Origin of the sequence: Wolbachia endosymbiont of Rhagoletis cingulata (genome assembly GCF_048537655.1) — a bacterium.
In the GTDB taxonomy this organism is placed as follows: Bacteria; Pseudomonadota; Alphaproteobacteria; order Rickettsiales; family Anaplasmataceae; genus Wolbachia; species Wolbachia pipientis.
The window spans coordinates 120,280-140,914 of the sequence record NZ_CP175927.1 but is presented as its reverse complement, the minus strand read 5'-3'; the positions used below and the strand labels follow the sequence as shown (position 1 = coordinate 140,914).

Genomic DNA, 20,635 nt, shown 5'->3' with positions numbered 1-20,635 from the left:
AAGCTCCAAAATAATTAATTATTTATACTATATGATTAATGTCAATATGGCTTTAGCAGTTTAATAGAGAGAAGCTATCGAGTCGCTTGTAAGAAAAACACAAACACAAGACTCATCAGTTATCTTTTTCTGATTTGCCTGCTGCATTAATTGCTTGACCAATCTCATCTTGTAAATCATCATGATCATTTTTTTCATCATGATTTAGCCCTTCAATTCTGCTTTCTAACTCTAACTTAATTATAGTATTGATTTTATCTATATTATCAAGAAAGCCTCTACATTCTTCTTCACTATACTCTTCACCAGATGCTTTTTTTTCAATAAATAGGTTTTTAAATCCTGCTAGATCAGAATTCTGATCGGTATTTAGTACAACATTTCTCTCTATGAAGCTAAGATCTGACAGCAGTAAGCTAACCTCTAACAGATCTTCACTTTTCACGCTTTTAAGGTCTTCAAGACTTTCTAAAATACTAAACACCTTAATCCTTTCTTGTACAATCTCTTTGTCTTCCTTATCAAATTCAGACAATAAACTATGATTATCTACAAATTTCTCACTCAAAGCTTTATTCAATTTAGCAAAATTGACATCCTTGTCAAGTGATGTGTTATCCCGCAACAAGTCTACCCTTGCCCTACGCGCATTTAAAATGTCGTCGTAGTCATTTAACTTTATGTTGCCATCTTTGTCTTGCTGCAATTTATAATAATCAAGGCCTTTGAAATTTTTATTAGTCTTCATCTTCAATCCTCTTCTCATCTCCTTTTGCATCTGGTTTCCTCATTGGTTCCGGTAATTTCCTTTTACTGTCTTCTCGATTTCTTTTTTCCTCTCTTTCAGCACGTTTTTTTATAGCTTCCTGGGTATTCATTTCAAAAAGTGCCTTAACGTACTCTTCTGGATTTTTTGGTTCTTTAAATAAAGGCTTAAGATTATAAACTTCGTCTTTTCGATCTCTTTCTTCTTTTCTTCTAGCTCTTTCAGCACGTTTTTCTACAGCTTCTGGAGTGTTCATTTCAAAAAGTGGTGAGAGGTTGTAAACTTTATCTTGATTTCTTCTGCCTTCTCTTTCAGCACGTTTTTCCATACCTTCAAAAGCAGATCCAAAATCATCAATTTCATCTGAACCTTTTGGTTCCGTGCCTAAATTTCGTGTCACTTCATTTGATTGATCAGGCTTATCTTCTTCTGTTGGCTGATCATGCTGTAGTTGATTAGGCTTGTCTTCTTGTTCTGTGCTTAGTTCTCGTACTACCTTATCTGGCTGACCTCCCCCTCGTAGTCGAAGAGGGTCGCCTTCTTCTAGTGGCTGATCATGGTTATCTCTTACTAGTTCCGTGCCTAACTCTCGTTCTACCTTATTTGATTGATCAGGATTGTCTTTTTCTGGTTCTCTCTTACGGCCGATAGTGTAATCATGAAGCTTCTCTAAGAAATCTCGCCTATATTCTTTTGCTCTATAGAGTAGGTTATGATCATAGCCATGCTTTCCTATAGAGTCAAGACCATGCTCCCAAGTAAACTTCATAGCATCTTCTATTGTATAGCCCAAATGTGATCCTACGTATCCTTTATAATAATCTAAATATTTACCGATCCTTCTGTGTGTAATATCTTCCTTATCAACTCCAAATGCCCTGTAAATTTTTTCCTCGAGCTTATCAACATCATTTTCAGGCGATGTTGCAAACTTCGTTGCTTCAATAGTAGCACCTACAAATTTACGTGGCACATCAATAGCGTATTTCAGCACTCCTCCAACTCTTGGTACTCTCCCCAGCAGATTAGCTGCACCTCCGGCTAATCTATCCGGTAAATGAGTAGCCCAACTGCCTAAAGACTCAAGTCCTCTACCAGCAAAATTTTGCCACTGCTGTTTGAATCCTTCCATTATGCCAGTCAAAGGCGATGCCTGATACATACTAGATATATTGTAAACGCTGAATCCACCACCAGCGATACTTGAGCCCATTTGTTGTACGAACGTGCGTAAGGAGAACATTAAAAATGAAAGCAAGAATAGTATAAAGATTTCCCCTGCATTGATTAAATAACCTCTCTGTATGTCTTGCACCCTTTGGTAATCGCTATTTTCTTGATAATTTTTGCAATCCTCACAATCTTTACATTTCTGACAGTATTCACTGTTGGGATCCTTATATAAATCATGAAGTTTCAGTATTCTACAACCTTGTTTTTCTACCGCACTCCGCACTAAAGATCTTATTTCATTAATTATTTCCCTATAACTATTGCATTTATTTATATCTTGACAGTAGCGTTTTATTATTTCACTAACATCACCTATCCTTTTCTCTATATTGTTGATCAGTAATATAATGTCAGCCCTCTCTGATGCATGAGATAAACTATTTGTTAAGCGCACTAGATCTTTTTCACTACAGCCATTACTAACTACCATATCACTTTCTGCAATATAGTGGTCTGCTGGATTATCTTTAGTTCCAGGAATTGGATTAAAGAAAGGATAATCTATATAACGAAACCCTTTTATATGTTCACCATTTTTATCTTTAGGGTAATCTGGTGGAAGCGGGATATATCCAGCACCACCAGTAAATTTTATTGTACCACCTTCTCTGCTTATCTTTTCTATACCTTCTATACTTTTATCTATGTTAAGAGAAGAAGCTTCTCCAAGAGTGTAAGGTACAAAAATTTGCCCTGGGGTCCAACCAAAGTACTGCTTATCAACGATACAAAAACCGCCAAACACCCATTTTGGAGCACATAACTTTACCTCGAACCATTTATTGTAGCATACAGTAAAACCTAGTTGTCTATAAAAGGTGTTCATTATCATTGAAGCCAACAATGACAAGAGAGTAAATATCATAATCGATTGTAAACAAAAACTGATGCAGAATTTTATCCAACCTTCAAATAGACTTTTCAGCGGTGAAAATAAAATAGAAATTAGAAACAGTGGCATGATAGCTATAAGAAAAGCTATACCCATAAAGCCAGAGAGAAATATTATGTAAGCATACAAGCACAACAAGAAGTATAGTACAATCCCTATGAAAATTGCCGGTATCATAAGAAGGCTTGCCCACATTTGGTAATGTAAAAACGCTGCAAACTTTTTCCAAACAGAATAAGCAAAAAATTTATTGAACATGTCCTCCATGAAGCTAAACAACTTAGCTTCATCTCCTTGAGCAATACTTCCGGTGTTCATGTTGGGAGCAAAGTTAGTAATTACACTTATCAATTGTTCAAGACCTTTAACGAATAAAACAAGAAAATGATCATAGAAAAATCTAAAACTTCCAGGAGATATAAGCACTATTACTAGAGTGATTTTCATCATTCTGATGAGCATATCATGCTTAGTTTCTCGTATCATGCCAAAAAGATAAAGAAGCGATGAAATCATTACAAATAGAACAAGCAAGGAAAGAACAAAATTGTGAAAGCTCGTACTTTTTTCAGCTATATTTTCGAACATAGCTTGTGCAACTGCAGGATCATTGCTATTAAAATGTTCTTTGCAATTTTCGTTAATCAATAATACACATTTTAGATAGTTATAAATGTAATCAAAAAACCCAAAACTACTTGGCTGCTGCACTCCACTTAAGAACTCAAAAGAGTAGCCACCTACATTATCTAAGTAATATCTATCTAATATTTTTACATATATTTTCCATCCCTTTTTTAACTTCAACTCATTACAATTTCTGTCCTTTAATTTAGTGTTATCTCTGTCTAAAGTAAAAAATCCATTGTCGCCCTCTGCTGTGGAGTTATAACCTAGATGTACAGTAGGATATTGAGGATCGCGCATTAACTTTAGATTTTCGTTAGGATCATCTTTCCCCGTTTGAAACAAAAGATAAGCACCATGACCGTTGGTAAACCAACATGGAGCACCACGTGATACTGTATTTGCACTATCATCTTCATTAATGCACTTGCAATTTACAGTGCAACTTGCATTAGGCTTACTTGAAAATTTTTGTATGCTAGGTTTATAATCATTACAAACTAAGTGAAAATTAGGTAAACTATTATCACTTTGTTTACCTTCAAATTTAGTTGCATATTTTAACTGCTCCAAGCTTTGTAAGGTATAACTGCCTTTTTTAGATTCCTTCTTGTTATTATTACTCCAAGATGTCCATGCACCATTAACTCGCACTTTTAAACTATCTCCATTGGTTTCGAGTCCGGTATCCTCCCACTTCACCACTTGGTTATGGTGAAAACCATAATTAATTTCGCCAGTTTCAGGATCAATAACTTCTCCATCTCCTGGAATAAACGCATCGTGGTCGCTTGAAAAATGAGCGCTTACTGCAATAGGTTTAGGACCAAAATAGTCAGCAGATATACACCTTGGAAAAGGCATATCGTTTTTACTACAACCTGTGATCAGCACATAAGCTGCAAGAAGTAATACCCTAAACCAACATTTGCCTAAACGTGATTGCATATCTAAACTTTTTCCAAATACAGAATAAATTTCTAAAACTTTACTTAAAATATCTTTTTAATTAGTTACTCCATAATATCATTTATATCTTACTCCTCTCCATTTTCTTCCTTGTTTTTAGCTTTAGCACTAGGATCACTTCTTATTGTTTCATCAGAATTTTTTTGCTGATCTGATTGTTTTAATGTTTTAGGTCTATCACTCGTTGTTTTATCAGAACTTCCTTTAGAATCTTCTTTTTTGTCTGGTTGCTTTGGCGTGTTAGGTAATTTAGCCTCAATTTTTCCCCGATCTTTACTCATTTTCTGCTTGATACTCTGTATCATACTTTGGGTCTTATCATCAAGGCCAACGGTTGACAGCATAGCTTGCGATGCGCTCTTAGCAACTGTACCAACACCGCCAGTAACTCCATAACCAGAGCTAAATAGTGTTTGTACCATAGTTTCCGATATAGAAACAAAAGCTTCCATTGCACCGGCAATAATGAGGTATATAAACGCCTGGATTAGGTCTATAGGTAATGCTGCAAAGTGTCCACCAGCCCTTTCTCCGGTACTGAGTGCAACATCAACGCTAGTGCCAGGACTGTATCCAAGAGGCAGTATTGATTTCATCAAGCACAGATCATACGATAAGAAATTTACGCTAATTAAACATTGATAGCATGCAGAAAAATTTGTGAGGTTATATAAAACTGAATACATCAACTGATTTAAAAGAGATAAAAATGAAAATAAAATGACTGGTTCTAATGAAACATGAGCCAACGTTTTTATCCAATTATCAAACAAGGGTTTAGTCTTTTGAAATAGAATAAATACGATAAATAAAGGTGTTAATGACAGTAAAAACGCCACTAGAACAGTAGATATTACATATTTAAACGTAGCGCTAATAATGCATTTTAAGAACATAAAAGTAGCGTAGAGTATTGCCAAAAATGCAATAAAGCCAAAAGGACCAGAGAGCATCAATGATAAAAACTTTAACCAAGTTTCTGCTGTGAATAATACTCCTGCTGTCAAGTCTAAGAATGCAAATTTTCTCCCCCCTTCCCCTATATAGCCAGAAAAGCTATCAACCAAATAAGTGCTACCATCTATAAAAAGTCTGGATAAAGTTGTACCAAAAAGTTCCCAGCTTCTATCGCTAAAGGCAAAAGCTATAAATGCTATCTTGAACATTCTTACAATGAAATCAAATTTACTTAGCTGTATTGTTCCAAGCATATAGCCAATGACAGTAAATATAACGTATAGAGTAAGTAAAGCTCTTACCCCCTGAAGAAGACCTCTTGCATATCCTTTGTATGAATCTTTAACGCTGTCCCCAATTACTTCTTCTTTTATAAATTTAAATACCCCGTTTACATTCGATGAAATAAAATCATTAATTTTTCTTTTGACAAATAAAGTTACACTATACTTATTGTTTTCGTAATATTTGCCATTTTTGTCCGTAATGTCATCTTTCTCTACGTTGCTTACATTGATGCCGAAATATATCTTCTTAGGTTTGCATTCATCTGTTATAGGTTTTTTGTCTTTGCATTCATCTGTTAAAAGACCTCCATCTATTATATAATATACCTTATCCTTTGTTTTATCTAAGTGCTCTACTTTTTTGAAATCATTAGTCTTTGGAGCAGATGGATCCCCTGGCGGGTTATCACCCAAATACACATACAGTTTTTCACCATTGATATATTCACACGATCTAGTCACTTTAACATGGTACCCGCCCCTATTAGCTCCATAGTAACCATAATCTGCTATAGCAAGCATCACACTACTACCATATTTTACATTGTCATTTACTGCATAGTCACTATTTAATTTCAGAGAAAAATCCTCGAAATTGTCACTAATTTGCGAACACACATTATCCTTTCTTGCACCTACTTCATTATCTGGAAGACATTGCATACCTTTATCAGTATCTTGATCACCAAGATCACCAATTTTTGCAACAAGAGCCTCAGCCCAAGATTTATCATCTTCAGTAAAACTACCTGCTTTAACATTCCCTTCCATTTTTTCTAGATAAGAATACATATCACATTTATTTCCTTTATCGTACTTCTTATACCTTATAGAGGAGACACAGTTCCGTTCTCCTGCTCGACCTGAATCATAGCTCCATATACCTTTTCTAGTATAGCATATATTCTGATAGTAACAATTAAGCTCATAAGAACTGTACTTTTTTTTCTCATCCAAACTACAGTTTTTTCCATCACATAACTCATTCAATCCTATTTTAGCTCGGCGTAAATCGAACAGCGAGCCATGTATCCATGGTTCGTTGTTTTTAACATAACCTTTATTAAAATGTACCTTATTATCATATGGAGTGTACCCATTGCCAACTAGCACTTTGCTTTCCTTTGCTTTTGTTTTATCAAGAGGTAAAAATTTTATTTTATTTCTCTTTCCATCCTTGCCCTCACAAAAAAATTCCTCTCCCTCTTGCTTGCTAACATTCAATATTTCACTTTCTGACACTTTTTCACCTCCTTCTTCAGCTCTATAACAATTGTCATCAAAGCTGATACCTTTCCCTCCTGGATTGTCATAATCAATTGTTATTTTTCTGGGAACTAAGCTAAAGCTTAACTTATCACCAGGATTTACTTTAATTCCAGTGTCTACATAACGTCTATTGCTGCCAAATCCTTTACCACCGCACAATTCGTTTTTATTTACGCCTTTTTCATCAACGCCATAATTATTAGGCACATCGTTAATATTTGCAGCTTTACTATAATTTGGTTCTGAGCCATCAGCACAAAAGCTAGCTGGCACAAGTACTTTCCTTGGATTTTTGTCTTCTTTAAAAGGGCAAAAATTTACTGATCCATCGAGGGTGAATTTGATTTCCTCACCCTTACTAATTACTTGACCAGAATCAACCCAATGAATTTTAACTTCTTCACCAGCTTTATGAACTGGAACATCCACGTTAACACTAGTGTTTCTGCTCTGCAACCCAGGTTCGACACAATCCATGTTACAACCAGTGATTGCAAGACACAGTATCAACAATAGTGATCTTTTACTTATCATTGCTGTCTTCCTGGTGATGGTATCTGAGGCGTTGACCTTTGAGTCCCTTGTGGTATTTGAGGTCTTGACGTACCTGACTGTTGAGAAGCACCTCCTCTTTCTCTTCTTTGAACGCTTTGTTCATCTAACCCTACTGTTCCCATTAAGCTTTGTTGATACTGTCTTCCAGGTTCGCTTGCTACATAAGCACCAAACAACGAGTCAGATATTGTCGAAGAAGCTTCAACTAAAGCTTTCATAGCGTGTCCCAAAATAACAAAAGCCATCATAGCGGTAATATTAGGTGTATATTTGGAAGCATAACCATAAAAAATACAAGGGTTAAAAATCTTTAAGTTAATATTAAGTATACATGTAGAGCAGACCTCAAAATCAAATACTGAATACACAATATAATCCATAACCTGGCTTATCAGTGATATAAAAATTAAAAGCACTACTGGATGAATCGCAAATCTTGCTAAATTTTTAACCCAGTTGTGAAACATCTGCCTAGTATACGCAAATAAAAGACAAATAATAAAAATAGGTGCTAAAGAAAGCAATAACGCAACTATTGCTATAGATGTAATAAAAGAAAATAAGGCATTAAAAATAGATAAGCTCACTGTGATTAAACCCCAAATCACCAAGCAAAAAGATACAATGCCCAAAGGGCCAGAAAATATAAGAGATACTATTAACAATACTGAATGCGATGACAAGAACCTATTGAGCGGCAAATCAAGAAACTCAAAAACATTTGAAGTAGTGCCTCTAAAATTTGCTATTTCTATTAGTTGTTTTGGAGTGTTAATAAATATAGAGAATGCGTTGTTATAAAAAAAGTCCCAGCTATTATCCTGCAATAGCTGGGCGATGATTCCTATCTTTACGCATATAATTAAAAACTCATATATAGAAATATGAGTTAATCCTAAAAAGTAATAAAGAGTATATAAGATTATATATAGTACTAATAGTGATATTATAGTAGATCTAATGGTATTTGTTCTGCTTGATTTTATAAAACTTTCGTAAAGAGACTTTACAGGACTAGTATCAGAGTGAATTGCGTTAGGGTCTTTATAATTAGAGCCGAAAAATGCAGTTTTCACTTTTTCATCAAAGAAATTATATATTGCACTAAAAGTTTTTGTAGGTGGCTCTTTAGTTGTTAGGTTAATACTAAATTGACCTTCATTTTTGTAATCGCAGCCATGGTCTCTTATTCCGTAATATATGGTGCCTGTTTTGTCTTTTAATTTTCCTTTCAAGTTTTCCATGTCATGAACTTTGCTGATATCTACAGATATATCCGCTTGATTTTCACCAGGCTTATGCTCAGGGAATTTATCGGAAACACTTATATACAAGCTATTTTCCAGACTATGGTTCTTCGTTACTCTTATGTTGAACCCGCCTTTGTCATTTGTATTGTAGCAGCTCTTGTCATTTCTGCTACATAGACTAAAAGTTAAACTTGGTATTTGATGGTCATTCTCCATCTTATGATCACAACTAGTACATAAACCACCACCTGGAATGTGTTCAAGAGTTTCATTATCCATACCAACTTTTAGAAATGTAATGTCAGTTTTTACCTGTTTTCCCTTTAATACGTTACTAATAATTTCAGCAACAACAGATTCACCACTAGAATTTAAAGCATTGAATAGCTCAATTTCTATATTATTATATTCAATATACACGCAATCCTCGCCTCTACGACCAGAAGAAAATTTACATATACGTCTACAGAGTGAATTTAAAATGTGCGTATCTATCTTACTTGCACTGCTCTCTGAAAGCTTACTGCAATCTATATTCTCTCCTTGTTTTATAGAGTTAATAATATTTTCAATTTCCTTTTTTCTTTCATCTTGATCTAACTTCGAAAACCAGTACTCTCTTCCACTCAACCATTGCGCATCGCCTATTATATATTTATTAGGACATATCCCATCCTTGCCACCTTGGCATTTCTCTTGATTTAAAACATGTGCAAAATGTTCCGTTTCTTGCTCGCTACACTTTTCGTCGATTTTCAAATACCTGATTTTTGTCTCACTCTCTTTATCTTTACACACTTTACTTCCAATCACACTAAAGCTTATCGTATCGCCTTTTTTAAGTGCAAATGGTAATGCAACGTCATTTCTCCCAGGCCCAATTGCAAAATCTGCATACTGCTTAGGACAAAAATTAACCTTACTAGGCACTATATCAATCTCTGTTACTCTTATTCTATCTGAGATATTAACACCAGAATCAACCCATTTCTGCTCTGTTGACACTATATCTAGTTTTTCACGCAAACCTGATAAATTTTCTGGCTTAATACAGTGATGTTCCCCGCAGCCTGACAGAAAAAAAAACGGTATTATCAGCAAAAATTTTAGCATAAATCCAACTCATTCAGTGCTTTTGTTAACACTCTCGGAGCTACTAGAACCAGAACCTCGAGATTTACTCTTGTCTCCACCACTCAACTTCTTAGCAGCAGCACCAGCAACTCCAGCAACACCCCCAGCAGCAGCTTTGGCAGCAGATAAAGCTTTGCCCACTATTTGTCCAGGTGTCTGACCTGAGCCAAGTGCTGCTCTATGGTTACCAGCAAGTTCAGCAGCCATGCCAGGAAGAATGTTTAAAAAGTGGTAAAAGAGGAATAATACTAAACACAATTTTAATAATTCTCCGATGAGAGAGCTGCCAAACTCCATGTATGTAAAGTCGAATAGACCAAGTATGCTGCTCTTTTTAAAGCTATAATTTTGCATCATACATGCAAGAGTAGTTTCATTTTTATCACATTCCCCATCTTTCAATTTAAACCACTGTTTTTTCTTACTATATGAGATTTCTGCTTGTTTCTTTTCATATGACTTGTCCGGTTGTTCATTTTTATATGACTCGTCCAGTTCAAAATTTAAATTTTTAAAATAGATTTTATCACATGCTATGAACATAAAGGACAAAAACGCAAAAAGGATAACCGGGTATAAGCTATAGGTAATCAACTCTTTCACCCAGCCTTCAAAATATCCTTTGGTGTGTTGGAATAAAACCATAGGAATGAACAAAGGTGATAAAATGATGATTACACTTAAAGCAACTAGAGATAAAATAAATACATAGCACAGCCACAAAATAACCATCATCATCAGAACGGCCATAAATATACAGACAAGAGCTACTAAAATTTGTCCACCAGCAAAAATAATACCGATTACCGAACCTGCAACTAATAAGACAGGAGCAGCACCAAGCAAGACTGCTAACGTTGCAACACCTCCAGTACCAATTTTGCCACCAATTCCATCTAAAGGGGCACCTAAATAAAATAAAATTCTACAATCAAGCCTATCCCAAGGTGCAAGATAACTGTAAGATACCCTCTTTCCTGCACGAGTATATTCATAATCTGTACCTGCTTTATAATTACATATGCCTTTACTTTCAGATGATGCTTTTAGCACTATCTCTGACAAACCATTTGAGAGACGAGTTAATTCTCCATAATAATGAGACATGGTACTGCCTGTTGTGAAGTAAATCACTAAAGCGAATTTTATGATCAACATATACATTTCTTGAGGCCTCTGAACTCCACCAGGCATGGCTTTTATAGAGAACAGTATTAAAGCTAAAACTAAAACAGCAGTTACAGTGTTTTTCAGCCTTTTCTGTGCTACAGATATAAAACTCTCACCATTTGGTGCACCTTTACCTGCAACTAAATTATCTAACGATTCCTTAATGCATTGCACTATCATAGAAGTTACGGGAATAGGAGCTAATGATTTACTCCCTGCCTGGTTATAACAAGCTTCAGAAACATACGAGCTAAAACAGCCAGCATTATCATAACCTACAAAAATTTTCCCCCCTTGTCCGTTGAGTCTTTTTTCTTTAGATCTGATAATAGTTTTATAGTCATCATTATTACCAATAGGAACTTTTTCCTCTCCTGTACCATCTTTATTTTTGAATATCATCACAGATTTTTCACACATAGGAGCAAGTGGGTCAGGTGGCAATTCCGTGCACCCCATATCAACCCCTTGCGGCCAAGGAGTCATTTCGATACCAAGCATGCTAACACTGGCTAACTCCACACATAATCTGCCCGTTTTTCTCACTGCTTTGAATGTAGCTCCATGTATGGGTTCGCTCTGTCCTGCTTTGAGAACTCTACATTCCAGACCACCATCAACCTTCGAGGACCATGACCCATCTACGTATCCAGTGTCTTTCTCCCTGACATCAAAGTCTATGTATCCAGGTTTTCCTCTGGAATTAAAGTCTACCTTATTAAAAAGATTACCAAAAGTTAAAGGGTTTCGATGACATACTTCTATATATTCACTGTATTGCACACCATTTTTTGGCCAGTAATAACTCTCTGTACTCTCCTGAACGTTAGAATTTAAGGCTTCTTTTTCTGCTCTTTTCCCGTCATAATCTTTTTTGTTCACGTCTTCCCGAGCTTTATTTTGCAAACAAGAAAAATATTCCTCTTCTGTTTGGTAATTTTCATTGGTGCAGCCACTATAACCTGTGTCTTCTAATTTAAAATTTTTGTATTTTCCATCATGATCACGTGCAACTGGGTGTTTAACAAAACTATGTTCACAAACAACAAGCCCTCCTATCGCTTTCCAGACTCCAACAATTGCAGCTATCATTCCAACAATAACAAGAGCGGTAAACAAACCAGCAGAAGAAACGATCAAAACAATGCCAGTAAATATTGCGCCAACAGCAATCGCTATTCCAGCAAGTGCTGCAGCTGTTTTAAACGCTCCACAATCAGGATTAGAGGCACGACTAAAACTGCCAGTGGAATTAAATCTGCTAACAAATTCTGTCTTGTCAGTACCACTTACTCCATCTGCAAGCACTGGATATGAGAGTAAAAAGTCTATATTTAGTAAAAATATCGCAATTAATAGCAATGACAGCTTAGTCTTAAACATTTTTTACCTTCTGATAAAATATAGGCAACCATACTTTTGGGTTGTCCCCAACTTCATTTAATATATCGTGTAACAATAGAACACTTTCTGCACGTCCGGATAATACGTTGATTATATCATCCAGGCCTTTTAAGTCTATTCTAGCTACTACAGCATTGACTCCTTGTTTCACCAAAAAGAATCTAGTACTCGGATCTGTGTGCTTAATTAATATATATTCACGTTCAGTTAACATAAAAACATCCCGATAGACACTAGTAGCTTTCAGATTTGGTAAAAAAATCTGTGTCGCTGTTTGTTGTACAAGCGTATCGCTAATAGTACTTTTACTTGCATCCTCAACACTCTGAGTAGCAAAAATCACAAAAGCATTTAGTTTTCTCAGTACCTTCAACCAGTCTTTTATCTTGGGTGCAAAAACTGGATTATCTATTAACGCCCATGCCTCATCAAGAACAATAATAGATGGAGTGCCATCAAGAGATATACTAATCCTATGAAATAAATAAATCAAGACCGGTCCAAGAGCAACAGGATCTTTGAGCAAGCTAGCCATCTCAAAACCAAATACTCTTGCTCGTGAAAAATCTAGCAAATCTTCTTTATTGTCAAATATTGCAGCATGAGAACCATTATCATGCCACATAGATATTGCCCCAGCTAGAGTATCAGGACCTGCAAGCCCTAAAAACGGTACGAGGTTTCTCAAGAATCTGTCTTCTTTTCTTAATTTAAAATTTCCTTCAATTGCATCATTAATTCGTGCAATATCTTCTGAAGTAAATTTATCATTATATACCGAAATTAAAGACTTTATCCACTCCATTAAAAATGTTCTATTATCAGAGGTATCATCAAGTTGTAAAGGATTAAAATTTGTTTTAGTTCTTGGTTCTATTACAGTATAGATACCACTAAGTGCTCTTAAGAAAATCTCTGCACCGCGATCTTTATCAAAAAAGAATATCCTTGGAGAAAACTTCATCGCTTGGGCACACAGGAAATTCATTAAAACAGTTTTACCAGCACCAGTTGGGCCAATTATCATAGTGTGTCCAACATCCCTTATATGAAAGTTGAAAAAAAATGGAGTACCAGATGTCGTGTCAAAAACTGTAACGGCATCTCCCCAGTGGTTATTGAATTTATTACCAGTAGGATAATTATGTTGAGATGCAAATCCAGCCAAATTAAGACTACTTATTGTAGCTTTTCTCACTATATAATCGAAATTACCAGGAATTTGCGCCCAAAATGCTGGTTCAAGGTTAACTCTCTCACGTATAGGGTAAACACCGCAATTAGAAAGCTCTGATTCTACCAACGACAGAGCGTTATCCAATGATTTAGGACTTTTTTCTATACATAAAATAGTCAGGTGATGTTGACCAAACGCAATCTTACCACTCATTGCGTCATCAAGCGCTTGAGAAATTTCTGCTATTTGAGAAATAGCTTTATCTGCAGACTGTATCATTCGATTTTGCTGTATCTGCATTTTTCCAATCGCCATTTGCCTGTTTATAAATTGAAAAGATTGCGTAATTATAAACTCGTAAGGAAGTTGTAAAAACGAATCAAGCATTCCTGCAGAAGTATGATTTCCATATTCTTTGATACTAATTATTCCAGCATATTTACTCTCATTATGAGTCACAACCTGTATCATCTTACGGCCAAAGAATAACCTATGTACTGGTAAGTACCTTGATATTTCAGTTCTTAGCGGAAAAAGCGTATTTGTAACGAATCCACAATTTACGATTCTAGATAGAAACTCCATTATTTCGCAGAACAAACCATCTGGAGTTTCTTTTACTCCAAGAATTTTAGGCGAATAATTTCTAAGGCTTGTCACTACACGATTTGTCGTTTCCTCTAAATCTTCATACGTGGCACGTATATCACTTTCCCAAGCATGTTTTGAAGTTACATGTCCGAATTTTTTTAGTAGATGTGACAAAAATTCTACTCCTTTTGTGTCCGCTCTACGGATAATCGTAATGTATAGGTCATTAATAAATGATTGCCTTGTTGCGTGTTTTTCTCTCCATTTTAGATTTACGTGATTAGCGAAAAAATTCGGCAAACCTTGACTTGCAAATTCATCAGAAAAAATATTTTTCTTACGTCTGATAGTATGAAAATACAAACTAAATGCCGGAGATGAAATGCTTCTTAGCATCTGATTCCTGATGTTGTTCTGTATGACTAAATCCTCGTCATCGGCAGTTTCAAATGCAAAACCACTTAATTTTATAACCTTAACCAACCAATTTTCTTTTGTCATCAAGGTTGTGCTATTCCAATAGCAAGAATAAGGAATAAATTCAGCAGCGTGAACTTCCCTGTTCAGAGTAGATTTATTCTTTGATTGAATAGCCCTAAACCTCAGCATCACACAACGTTAAGCAATATCATAAGAATTGGCTCCATGGTAAAAACGATTTAAACATTTCGAGCACTTTCCCAATTTTACCATAAATAATTCAATAAACAACGGTTCTTTTGCAGAAGCTATATAACCAAGTCCATGTATACCTGGTAACATTAAGAGAATCACTCTTAAATCATTTGAATTAATGAAAATTAGCATGCAAATCAGGACGTTTAATATTGCAAACATATAACTCACACCAAAGAGCATTGCAGGTCTTGTAAGACCTTTAAATAATTGATCTGTTTGTATACTACCTGTGGACATATCTTTAACCTTCTAATAATAGCTCTAACACTAATACTATATCATTATATTAAAAATCCATTGAAACTAGTAGCACTTTAAGTTAAGATACATTATTTAATCCCGATAATGACAAATTGGCCATTTCAAGAAGCAGAAAAAATATTGCAAGAGTTTCCTAATAAAAAAGAAATAATATTTGAAACTGGTTATGGACCCTCTGGTTTACCCCACATAGGAACCTTTGGAGAGGTTTTCCGCACTACAGTTATTGTAAATGCATTAAAAAAAATAGCTCCTGGTATAAAAACCAAAATCATTGCAGTTTCAGATGATATGGATGGTTTGCGAAAAATACCAGATAATGTGCCAAATCAAGAGATGCTAAGAGAGCACTTAAATAAACCATTGACTATGATACCTGATCCATTTGGCACTCATCAGAGTTATGGTCATCATATGAATTCATTGTTGTGTAAATTTCTTGATATGTTTGAATTTGAATACGAGTTCAGGAGTGCAACAGAGTGTTATAAATCTGGCGTTTACGATGAAAAACTTTTACTCTTACTGAAAAATTATGATAAAGTGATGGACGTAATGCTTCCATCATTTCGGGAAGAAAGACAGCAGACTTATAGTCCATTCTTGCCAATATGCCCAAAAACTTCTCAAGTTTTACAAGTTCCAGTAATTGAAACAAATACAGAGAAAGGAACAATCACATATGAAGACCCAAACGGGGAAAAAATAGAAGTTCCAGTGACAAAAGGAAAATGTAAACTGCAATGGAAACCTGATTGGGGAATGAGGTGGGCCGCATTTGGAGTAAATTACGAAGCTCACGGAAAAGATTTAACTCCATCTGCTGTGCTTTCAAGTCAAATATGTGAAATACTTGGAGAAAAGCCACCACTTCTGTTTTGCTACGAGCTTTTCCTTGATAAAGAAGGAAAGAAAATATCAAAATCAAAAGGAAATGGCATTTCAATTGAAGAGTGGCTAACTTACGCACCAACAGAGAGCTTAGCATTGTACATTTTTCAGAGTCCTAAAAAAGCTAAACGTTTATATTTTGATGTGATACCAAAATCAACTGATGAATATTTAGAATTTGTAAAGCGTTATCATGAGAACAAAGAAAAGGATATAAATAATCCTGCTTGGCACATTCACCAGGGCAATGTTCCCAGTATAGAAACTTCAGGCATAAATTTCTCACTACTTTTAAACCTAGCAGCAGCTTGTAATGCTGAAAACAAAGAGATCCTATGGGGTTTTATATCCTCTTATGCACCAAACGTTACACCAGAAAATAATAAAATGCTTGATAGACTTTCAGACTTTGCAGTAAAGTATTATCACGATTTTATCAAGCCAACAAAATCATATAAAACTCCAAATGAAAAAGAAAAAGCAGCGTTACTAGATTTGAAGGACACTTTACATTCTCTATCTACAACTGCTACTGCTGAAGAAATTCAATCTCAGGTATTTTCTATTGGAAAAAAATATGATTACACCAACTTACGTGACTGGTTTCAGCTATTATATGAAACGTTACTTGGCCAAAAAACCGGTCCAAGAATGGGATCTTTCATAAAGCTTTACGGAATAGGTAATACGATTTCTCTCATAGAAAGCGCTACTAAATGTATACTTTAGAGTTTACCTCCTTTCATTTGAGCTCTTTAGTTTTAATAAGAATTCCTTGACAAACTCCGCTAGCCCCCTTATCATGAAACTGAAGCTATTGTATTTGCTTTCGCCAATCTGCAGATTAAAAGGTAAGGATTACTTAATGTATCGGCGTCTTATGTTCAATTTTTTGCAGTATATAGATACTGTATGTCTTTACAAAACTTCATCTACATCTAGATTTTTATCTAAATAAGCTGAACGCGCTTATAAAGCGTTACAAGACATCAAAAAATGCCAATACTCGACAGAGATAGTAAAAGACTAGCTAACTCGGGGATTCTTTGTCTTTTTTTCTGCTTAGTAAATTTCTTAAACGTTTGCAGCGTAAGTTAGTTGCAATTAAAAGCAGCTGAATTTCGCTTGTCAAGCGTTTAAAACATAAAAAACGCCAATATTTTAAAGCGGATAATAACCACGGGGCTTCTTTTGCCTTTTTTTTCATTTGGTAAATTTCTTAATGTTTGTGGCTGAACGACAACCGTCATCCCGCTACTTGTTAGCGGGATCTCTTGTTAGCGGCTGAGATACCGCGAATGAATCGCGGTATGACGGTTCGCGGCGGCATGAAGATAAGGTTTATACCTTGTCATCCCAGTGCTTGACACTGGGATCCAGCTTTCTTTATAAATTCACCAAAAGTGCTTCATTCTATAACGCAAAACCCATACTCACCAAATCCAATGCATTACTTGCAATTAAGTTTCCTGGATCCCAGTGTCTGGGCACTGGGATGACACCATCATAAAGGAATCAGTGTCAGCTACTTTCATGACACCATTCTTTTTCCTGGATCCAAGTAGTCGAGCTACTTGGATGACAGCTAGCCTGACAACCGTCATCCCGCTACCTGTTAGCGGGATCTATGCTAAGAGATACCGCGAATGAATCGCGGTATGACGGTTTGCAACGGTATGACGGTTCGCGGCGGCATAGTAATTCGTCATCCCGCTGCTTGTTAGCGGGATCTCTTGTTAGCGGCTAAGAGATACCGCGAATGAATCGCGGTATGACGGTGAAGACGATGGTTAAGTATCCCGCTGCTTGTTAGCGCCGCGGCGGTATGACGGTTCGTGGTGGTATGACGTAGAGTGCTTAGAAGCTGTTATTTTGCTATAAATGGCTGTAATGGCATCATCTATTTTATTGCTATCACAGCCTGTTTGTGCAAGTTCAGCATTCCCACCACAGTTCTTTTTAACTGCTATGGATATTAGTTCTTTTGCGCTAATCTTATTGATTAAGTCTTTACTTACTTTAATAATCAAGACTGTTTTATCTTTTTCTGTTGCCGTAAAAGCTATTACCGTTTTTGGTTTTTGTTGCTGCAAAACAAACTCTCTTATTACATTTGCTGGAATATCAGTGAAAGTGTGGCTTATAAAATTTATTCCATTTATTTCGGTGCTTTTTATATTCTCTGCACTCACAAGCTTTTTATATAGGTTTTTTATTTTGGTTTCGGATTTTTTGTGTTCTTGACTTAAAATACTTAATCTGCTTGTTATTTCACTCACTGGCGCTTTTACGAATTCTGCAACTTTTTTTAAGTTAATTTCATTATCACGTACATAATTGATTGCTTCCTGACCAGTTAAAGCTTCAATTCTCCTCACTCCAAAAGCAACAGAACTCTCTGTTACTATCTTAAACAAACCAATTTCTCCAGTATGTTCAACGTGTGTGCCACCACACAGTTCCCTTGAATCTCCAATCTTCACTACTCTTACTTGGTTGCCATATTTTTCACCGAATAACGCCATAGCTCCTTCGTCTATTGCCTGATTCATGCTTTGAATTTTTGTAGATGCGGAAAGATTTTCTCTGATTAGAGAGTTTACCATATCCTCTACCCAAAACAACTGATCTTGAGTCATTTGAGTGTTATGGCTGAAGTCGAATCTCAGTCTATCTGGTGCAACTAGGGAACCTTTTTGAGTGACATGATCACCTAGAATTTTTCTGAGTGTAAAGTGCAGAAGATGTGTAGCTGAATGATTTCTTCTTAAGGTTTGCCTTCTTTCCTTGTCAATGCTTGCTGCAACTGTGTTACCTTTACAAATTGAACCGAACTTAACTATGCATCTGTGCAAATATAGGTCATTAACCTTATTGGTATTCTCGACTATAATAATACTTCTATCAGATTTGATCAGACTGCCAGTATCTCCCACTTGTCCACCTGACTCGCCATAAAAAGGTGTTTTATCAAGTATAATGGTTATCTTTTCTCCCTCCTTTGCAGAATCAATTACTTCATTTTTAGAGGAAACTATAGCTAGTATTTTCGCATCACTTACTTCATTGAACTCATAACCAACAAATTTTGTTTTGCCAAATTTATTGATCAAATCAAACCATACTTGCTCAACAGATTTTTCACCAGATCCAGCCCATTTAGCACGTGCTCTCTCTTTTTGTTCTCCCATTGCATCATCAAAACCCTTCTGGTCAAAATTTATTTTTTTCTCTTTTAAAATATCAAGTGTAATATCCAAAGGAAATCCGTAGGTGTCATATAGCTTAAACGCTGATTCTCCAGGCAAAGTATCGCCCGATTTTAAATCTGTAGTGAATTTCTCCAGGAGATTGATACCTTTCATCAAAGTGTCTTTAAAGTTTTCTTCCTCTGATTTTAACGTCGTTTCTATTAAGCTTTTAGCTCTGACTAATTCAGCTCCCATATAAGCCGAACTCGTGCTATCTATCAACACTGGAAAAATACGATGGAGTAGGGAATCATTATATCCAAGCAGGTGAATATAACGTGTGGCTCTCCTAATTAATCTGCGTAATACGTAATTCCTGCCCTCATTTCCAGGAAGCACTCCTTCTGCGATGAGAAATGCAGCCGCGCGAAGATGATCTGCTATGATCTTATGCGCTATTTTATTTTCCGTTCTTCCACAGTACTCTTGTGATTTACTTATCAGAGCAGAAAATAGATCAATATCATAGTTATCATGGACGTTTTGCATAACAGCCGCTATTCTTTCAAGGCCCATTCCAGTATCGATGCATTTTTTTGGCAATTTGTGTAAATTACCTTCTTCATCTTTGTTAAACTCCATGAATACCAGATTCCAGATTTCAACAATTCTATCGCCCTCTTGTAAATTAGGACTCCCATGGTCATAAAAAATTTCAGAACATGGACCGCACGGACCAGTGCTTCCCATACTCCAAAAGTTATCATCCGTTGTAATTCTTATGATTTTATCACTTGAAAAGCCACTTATCTTACGCCAAATCTCGTACGCCTCATCATCAGTATGGTAGACGGTTATGGATAGTCTGTTTTTATCAAGAGATAACTCTTTAGTGATAAATTCCCACGCAAATTCTATCGCAGTTTCCTTAAAGTAATCACCGAAGCTAAAATTTCCGAGCATTTCAAAAAATGTGTGATGCCGAGTTGTATAGCCAACATTTTCCAGATCATTGTGTTTACCACCTGCTCTTAGGCACTTTTGACTTGAGACAGCACGTTTCATTTCAGTTTTTTGAGCACCAGTAAAAATATTTTTAAACTGCACCATACCAGCATTTGTGAACATGAGCGTTGGGTCATGTTCTGGAATCAAAGGAGAAGAAGAAACCTGCTCGTGGTCATTATTTACAAAAAATTTTATAAATCTTTCTCTGATTTCGTTTAGCTTCATCGTTTTTATTGAGGTTATCTATAAATAATAAGTTGTAATGGAAATAAAATCAATACCACTCTCTAGATCTCAGAACTTCTAGTGACATGCACCTTGTGGT

The 20,635-nt window shown here is 35.8% G+C and carries 10 protein-coding genes; 1 reads left to right on the top strand and 9 read right to left on the bottom strand.

What is annotated here, in order from left to right:
• Positions 1 to 115: 115 nt before the first annotated feature.
• The 7 genes from ACJZL3_RS00590 to ACJZL3_RS00560 all read right to left on the bottom strand — a co-directional run bounded on the left by ACJZL3_RS00590 (position 116) and on the right by ACJZL3_RS00560 (position 15,196).
• A complete protein-coding gene (locus ACJZL3_RS00590) occupies positions 116 to 748 on the bottom strand; it encodes a WD_0853 family protein (RefSeq protein WP_010082417.1) in 633 nt (210 codons plus the stop codon).
• Complete coding sequence (locus ACJZL3_RS00585; protein WP_095742764.1) at positions 738 to 4,466, bottom strand: type IV secretion system protein; 3,729 nt, start codon at positions 4,464 to 4,466, stop codon at positions 738 to 740. Before ACJZL3_RS00585 ends, ACJZL3_RS00590 begins: the two co-directional genes overlap by 11 nt.
• Before the next feature lie 89 nt (positions 4,467 to 4,555).
• Entirely contained in the window at positions 4,556 to 7,534 is a 2,979-nt protein-coding gene (locus ACJZL3_RS00580) for a type IV secretion system protein (RefSeq protein ID WP_208571614.1), read from the bottom strand.
• The gene (locus ACJZL3_RS00575; RefSeq protein ID WP_419198805.1) at positions 7,531 to 9,918 is read right to left on the bottom strand and encodes a type IV secretion system protein; all 2,388 of its coding nucleotides are present in this window, start codon (positions 9,916 to 9,918) and stop codon (positions 7,531 to 7,533) included. The genes ACJZL3_RS00580 and ACJZL3_RS00575 overlap by 4 nt, the downstream gene beginning before the upstream one ends.
• Positions 9,919 to 9,927: 9 nt before the next feature.
• A complete protein-coding gene (locus tag ACJZL3_RS00570) occupies positions 9,928 to 12,492 on the bottom strand; it encodes a type IV secretion system protein (RefSeq protein WP_419198804.1) in 2,565 nt (854 codons plus the stop codon).
• The gene (locus ACJZL3_RS00565) at positions 12,485 to 14,890 is read right to left on the bottom strand and encodes a VirB4 family type IV secretion/conjugal transfer ATPase (RefSeq protein WP_010962886.1); all 2,406 of its coding nucleotides are present in this window, start codon (positions 14,888 to 14,890) and stop codon (positions 12,485 to 12,487) included. Before ACJZL3_RS00565 ends, ACJZL3_RS00570 begins: the two co-directional genes overlap by 8 nt.
• 9 nt (positions 14,891 to 14,899) lie before the next feature.
• Entirely contained in the window at positions 14,900 to 15,196 is a 297-nt protein-coding gene (locus tag ACJZL3_RS00560) for a type IV secretion system protein VirB3 (protein ID WP_007548615.1), read from the bottom strand.
• A gap of 108 nt (positions 15,197 to 15,304) precedes the next feature.
• Here ACJZL3_RS00560 and ACJZL3_RS00555 point away from each other — a divergent pair, with 108 nt between their 5' ends.
• Entirely contained in the window at positions 15,305 to 16,840 is a 1,536-nt protein-coding gene (locus ACJZL3_RS00555; RefSeq protein ID WP_010082403.1) for a lysine--tRNA ligase, read from the top strand.
• Between the two features lie 731 nt (positions 16,841 to 17,571).
• Here the strand turns inward: ACJZL3_RS00555 and ACJZL3_RS00550 are convergent.
• Both ACJZL3_RS00550 and alaS read right to left on the bottom strand, forming a co-directional pair.
• The gene (locus tag ACJZL3_RS00550; RefSeq protein WP_153801319.1) at positions 17,572 to 17,715 is read right to left on the bottom strand and encodes a hypothetical protein; all 144 of its coding nucleotides are present in this window, start codon (positions 17,713 to 17,715) and stop codon (positions 17,572 to 17,574) included.
• A gap of 186 nt (positions 17,716 to 17,901) precedes the next feature.
• Entirely contained in the window at positions 17,902 to 20,535 is a 2,634-nt protein-coding gene (gene alaS, locus ACJZL3_RS00545) for an alanine--tRNA ligase (RefSeq protein ID WP_010082404.1), read from the bottom strand.
• Between the last annotated feature and the right edge of the window lie 100 nt (positions 20,536 to 20,635).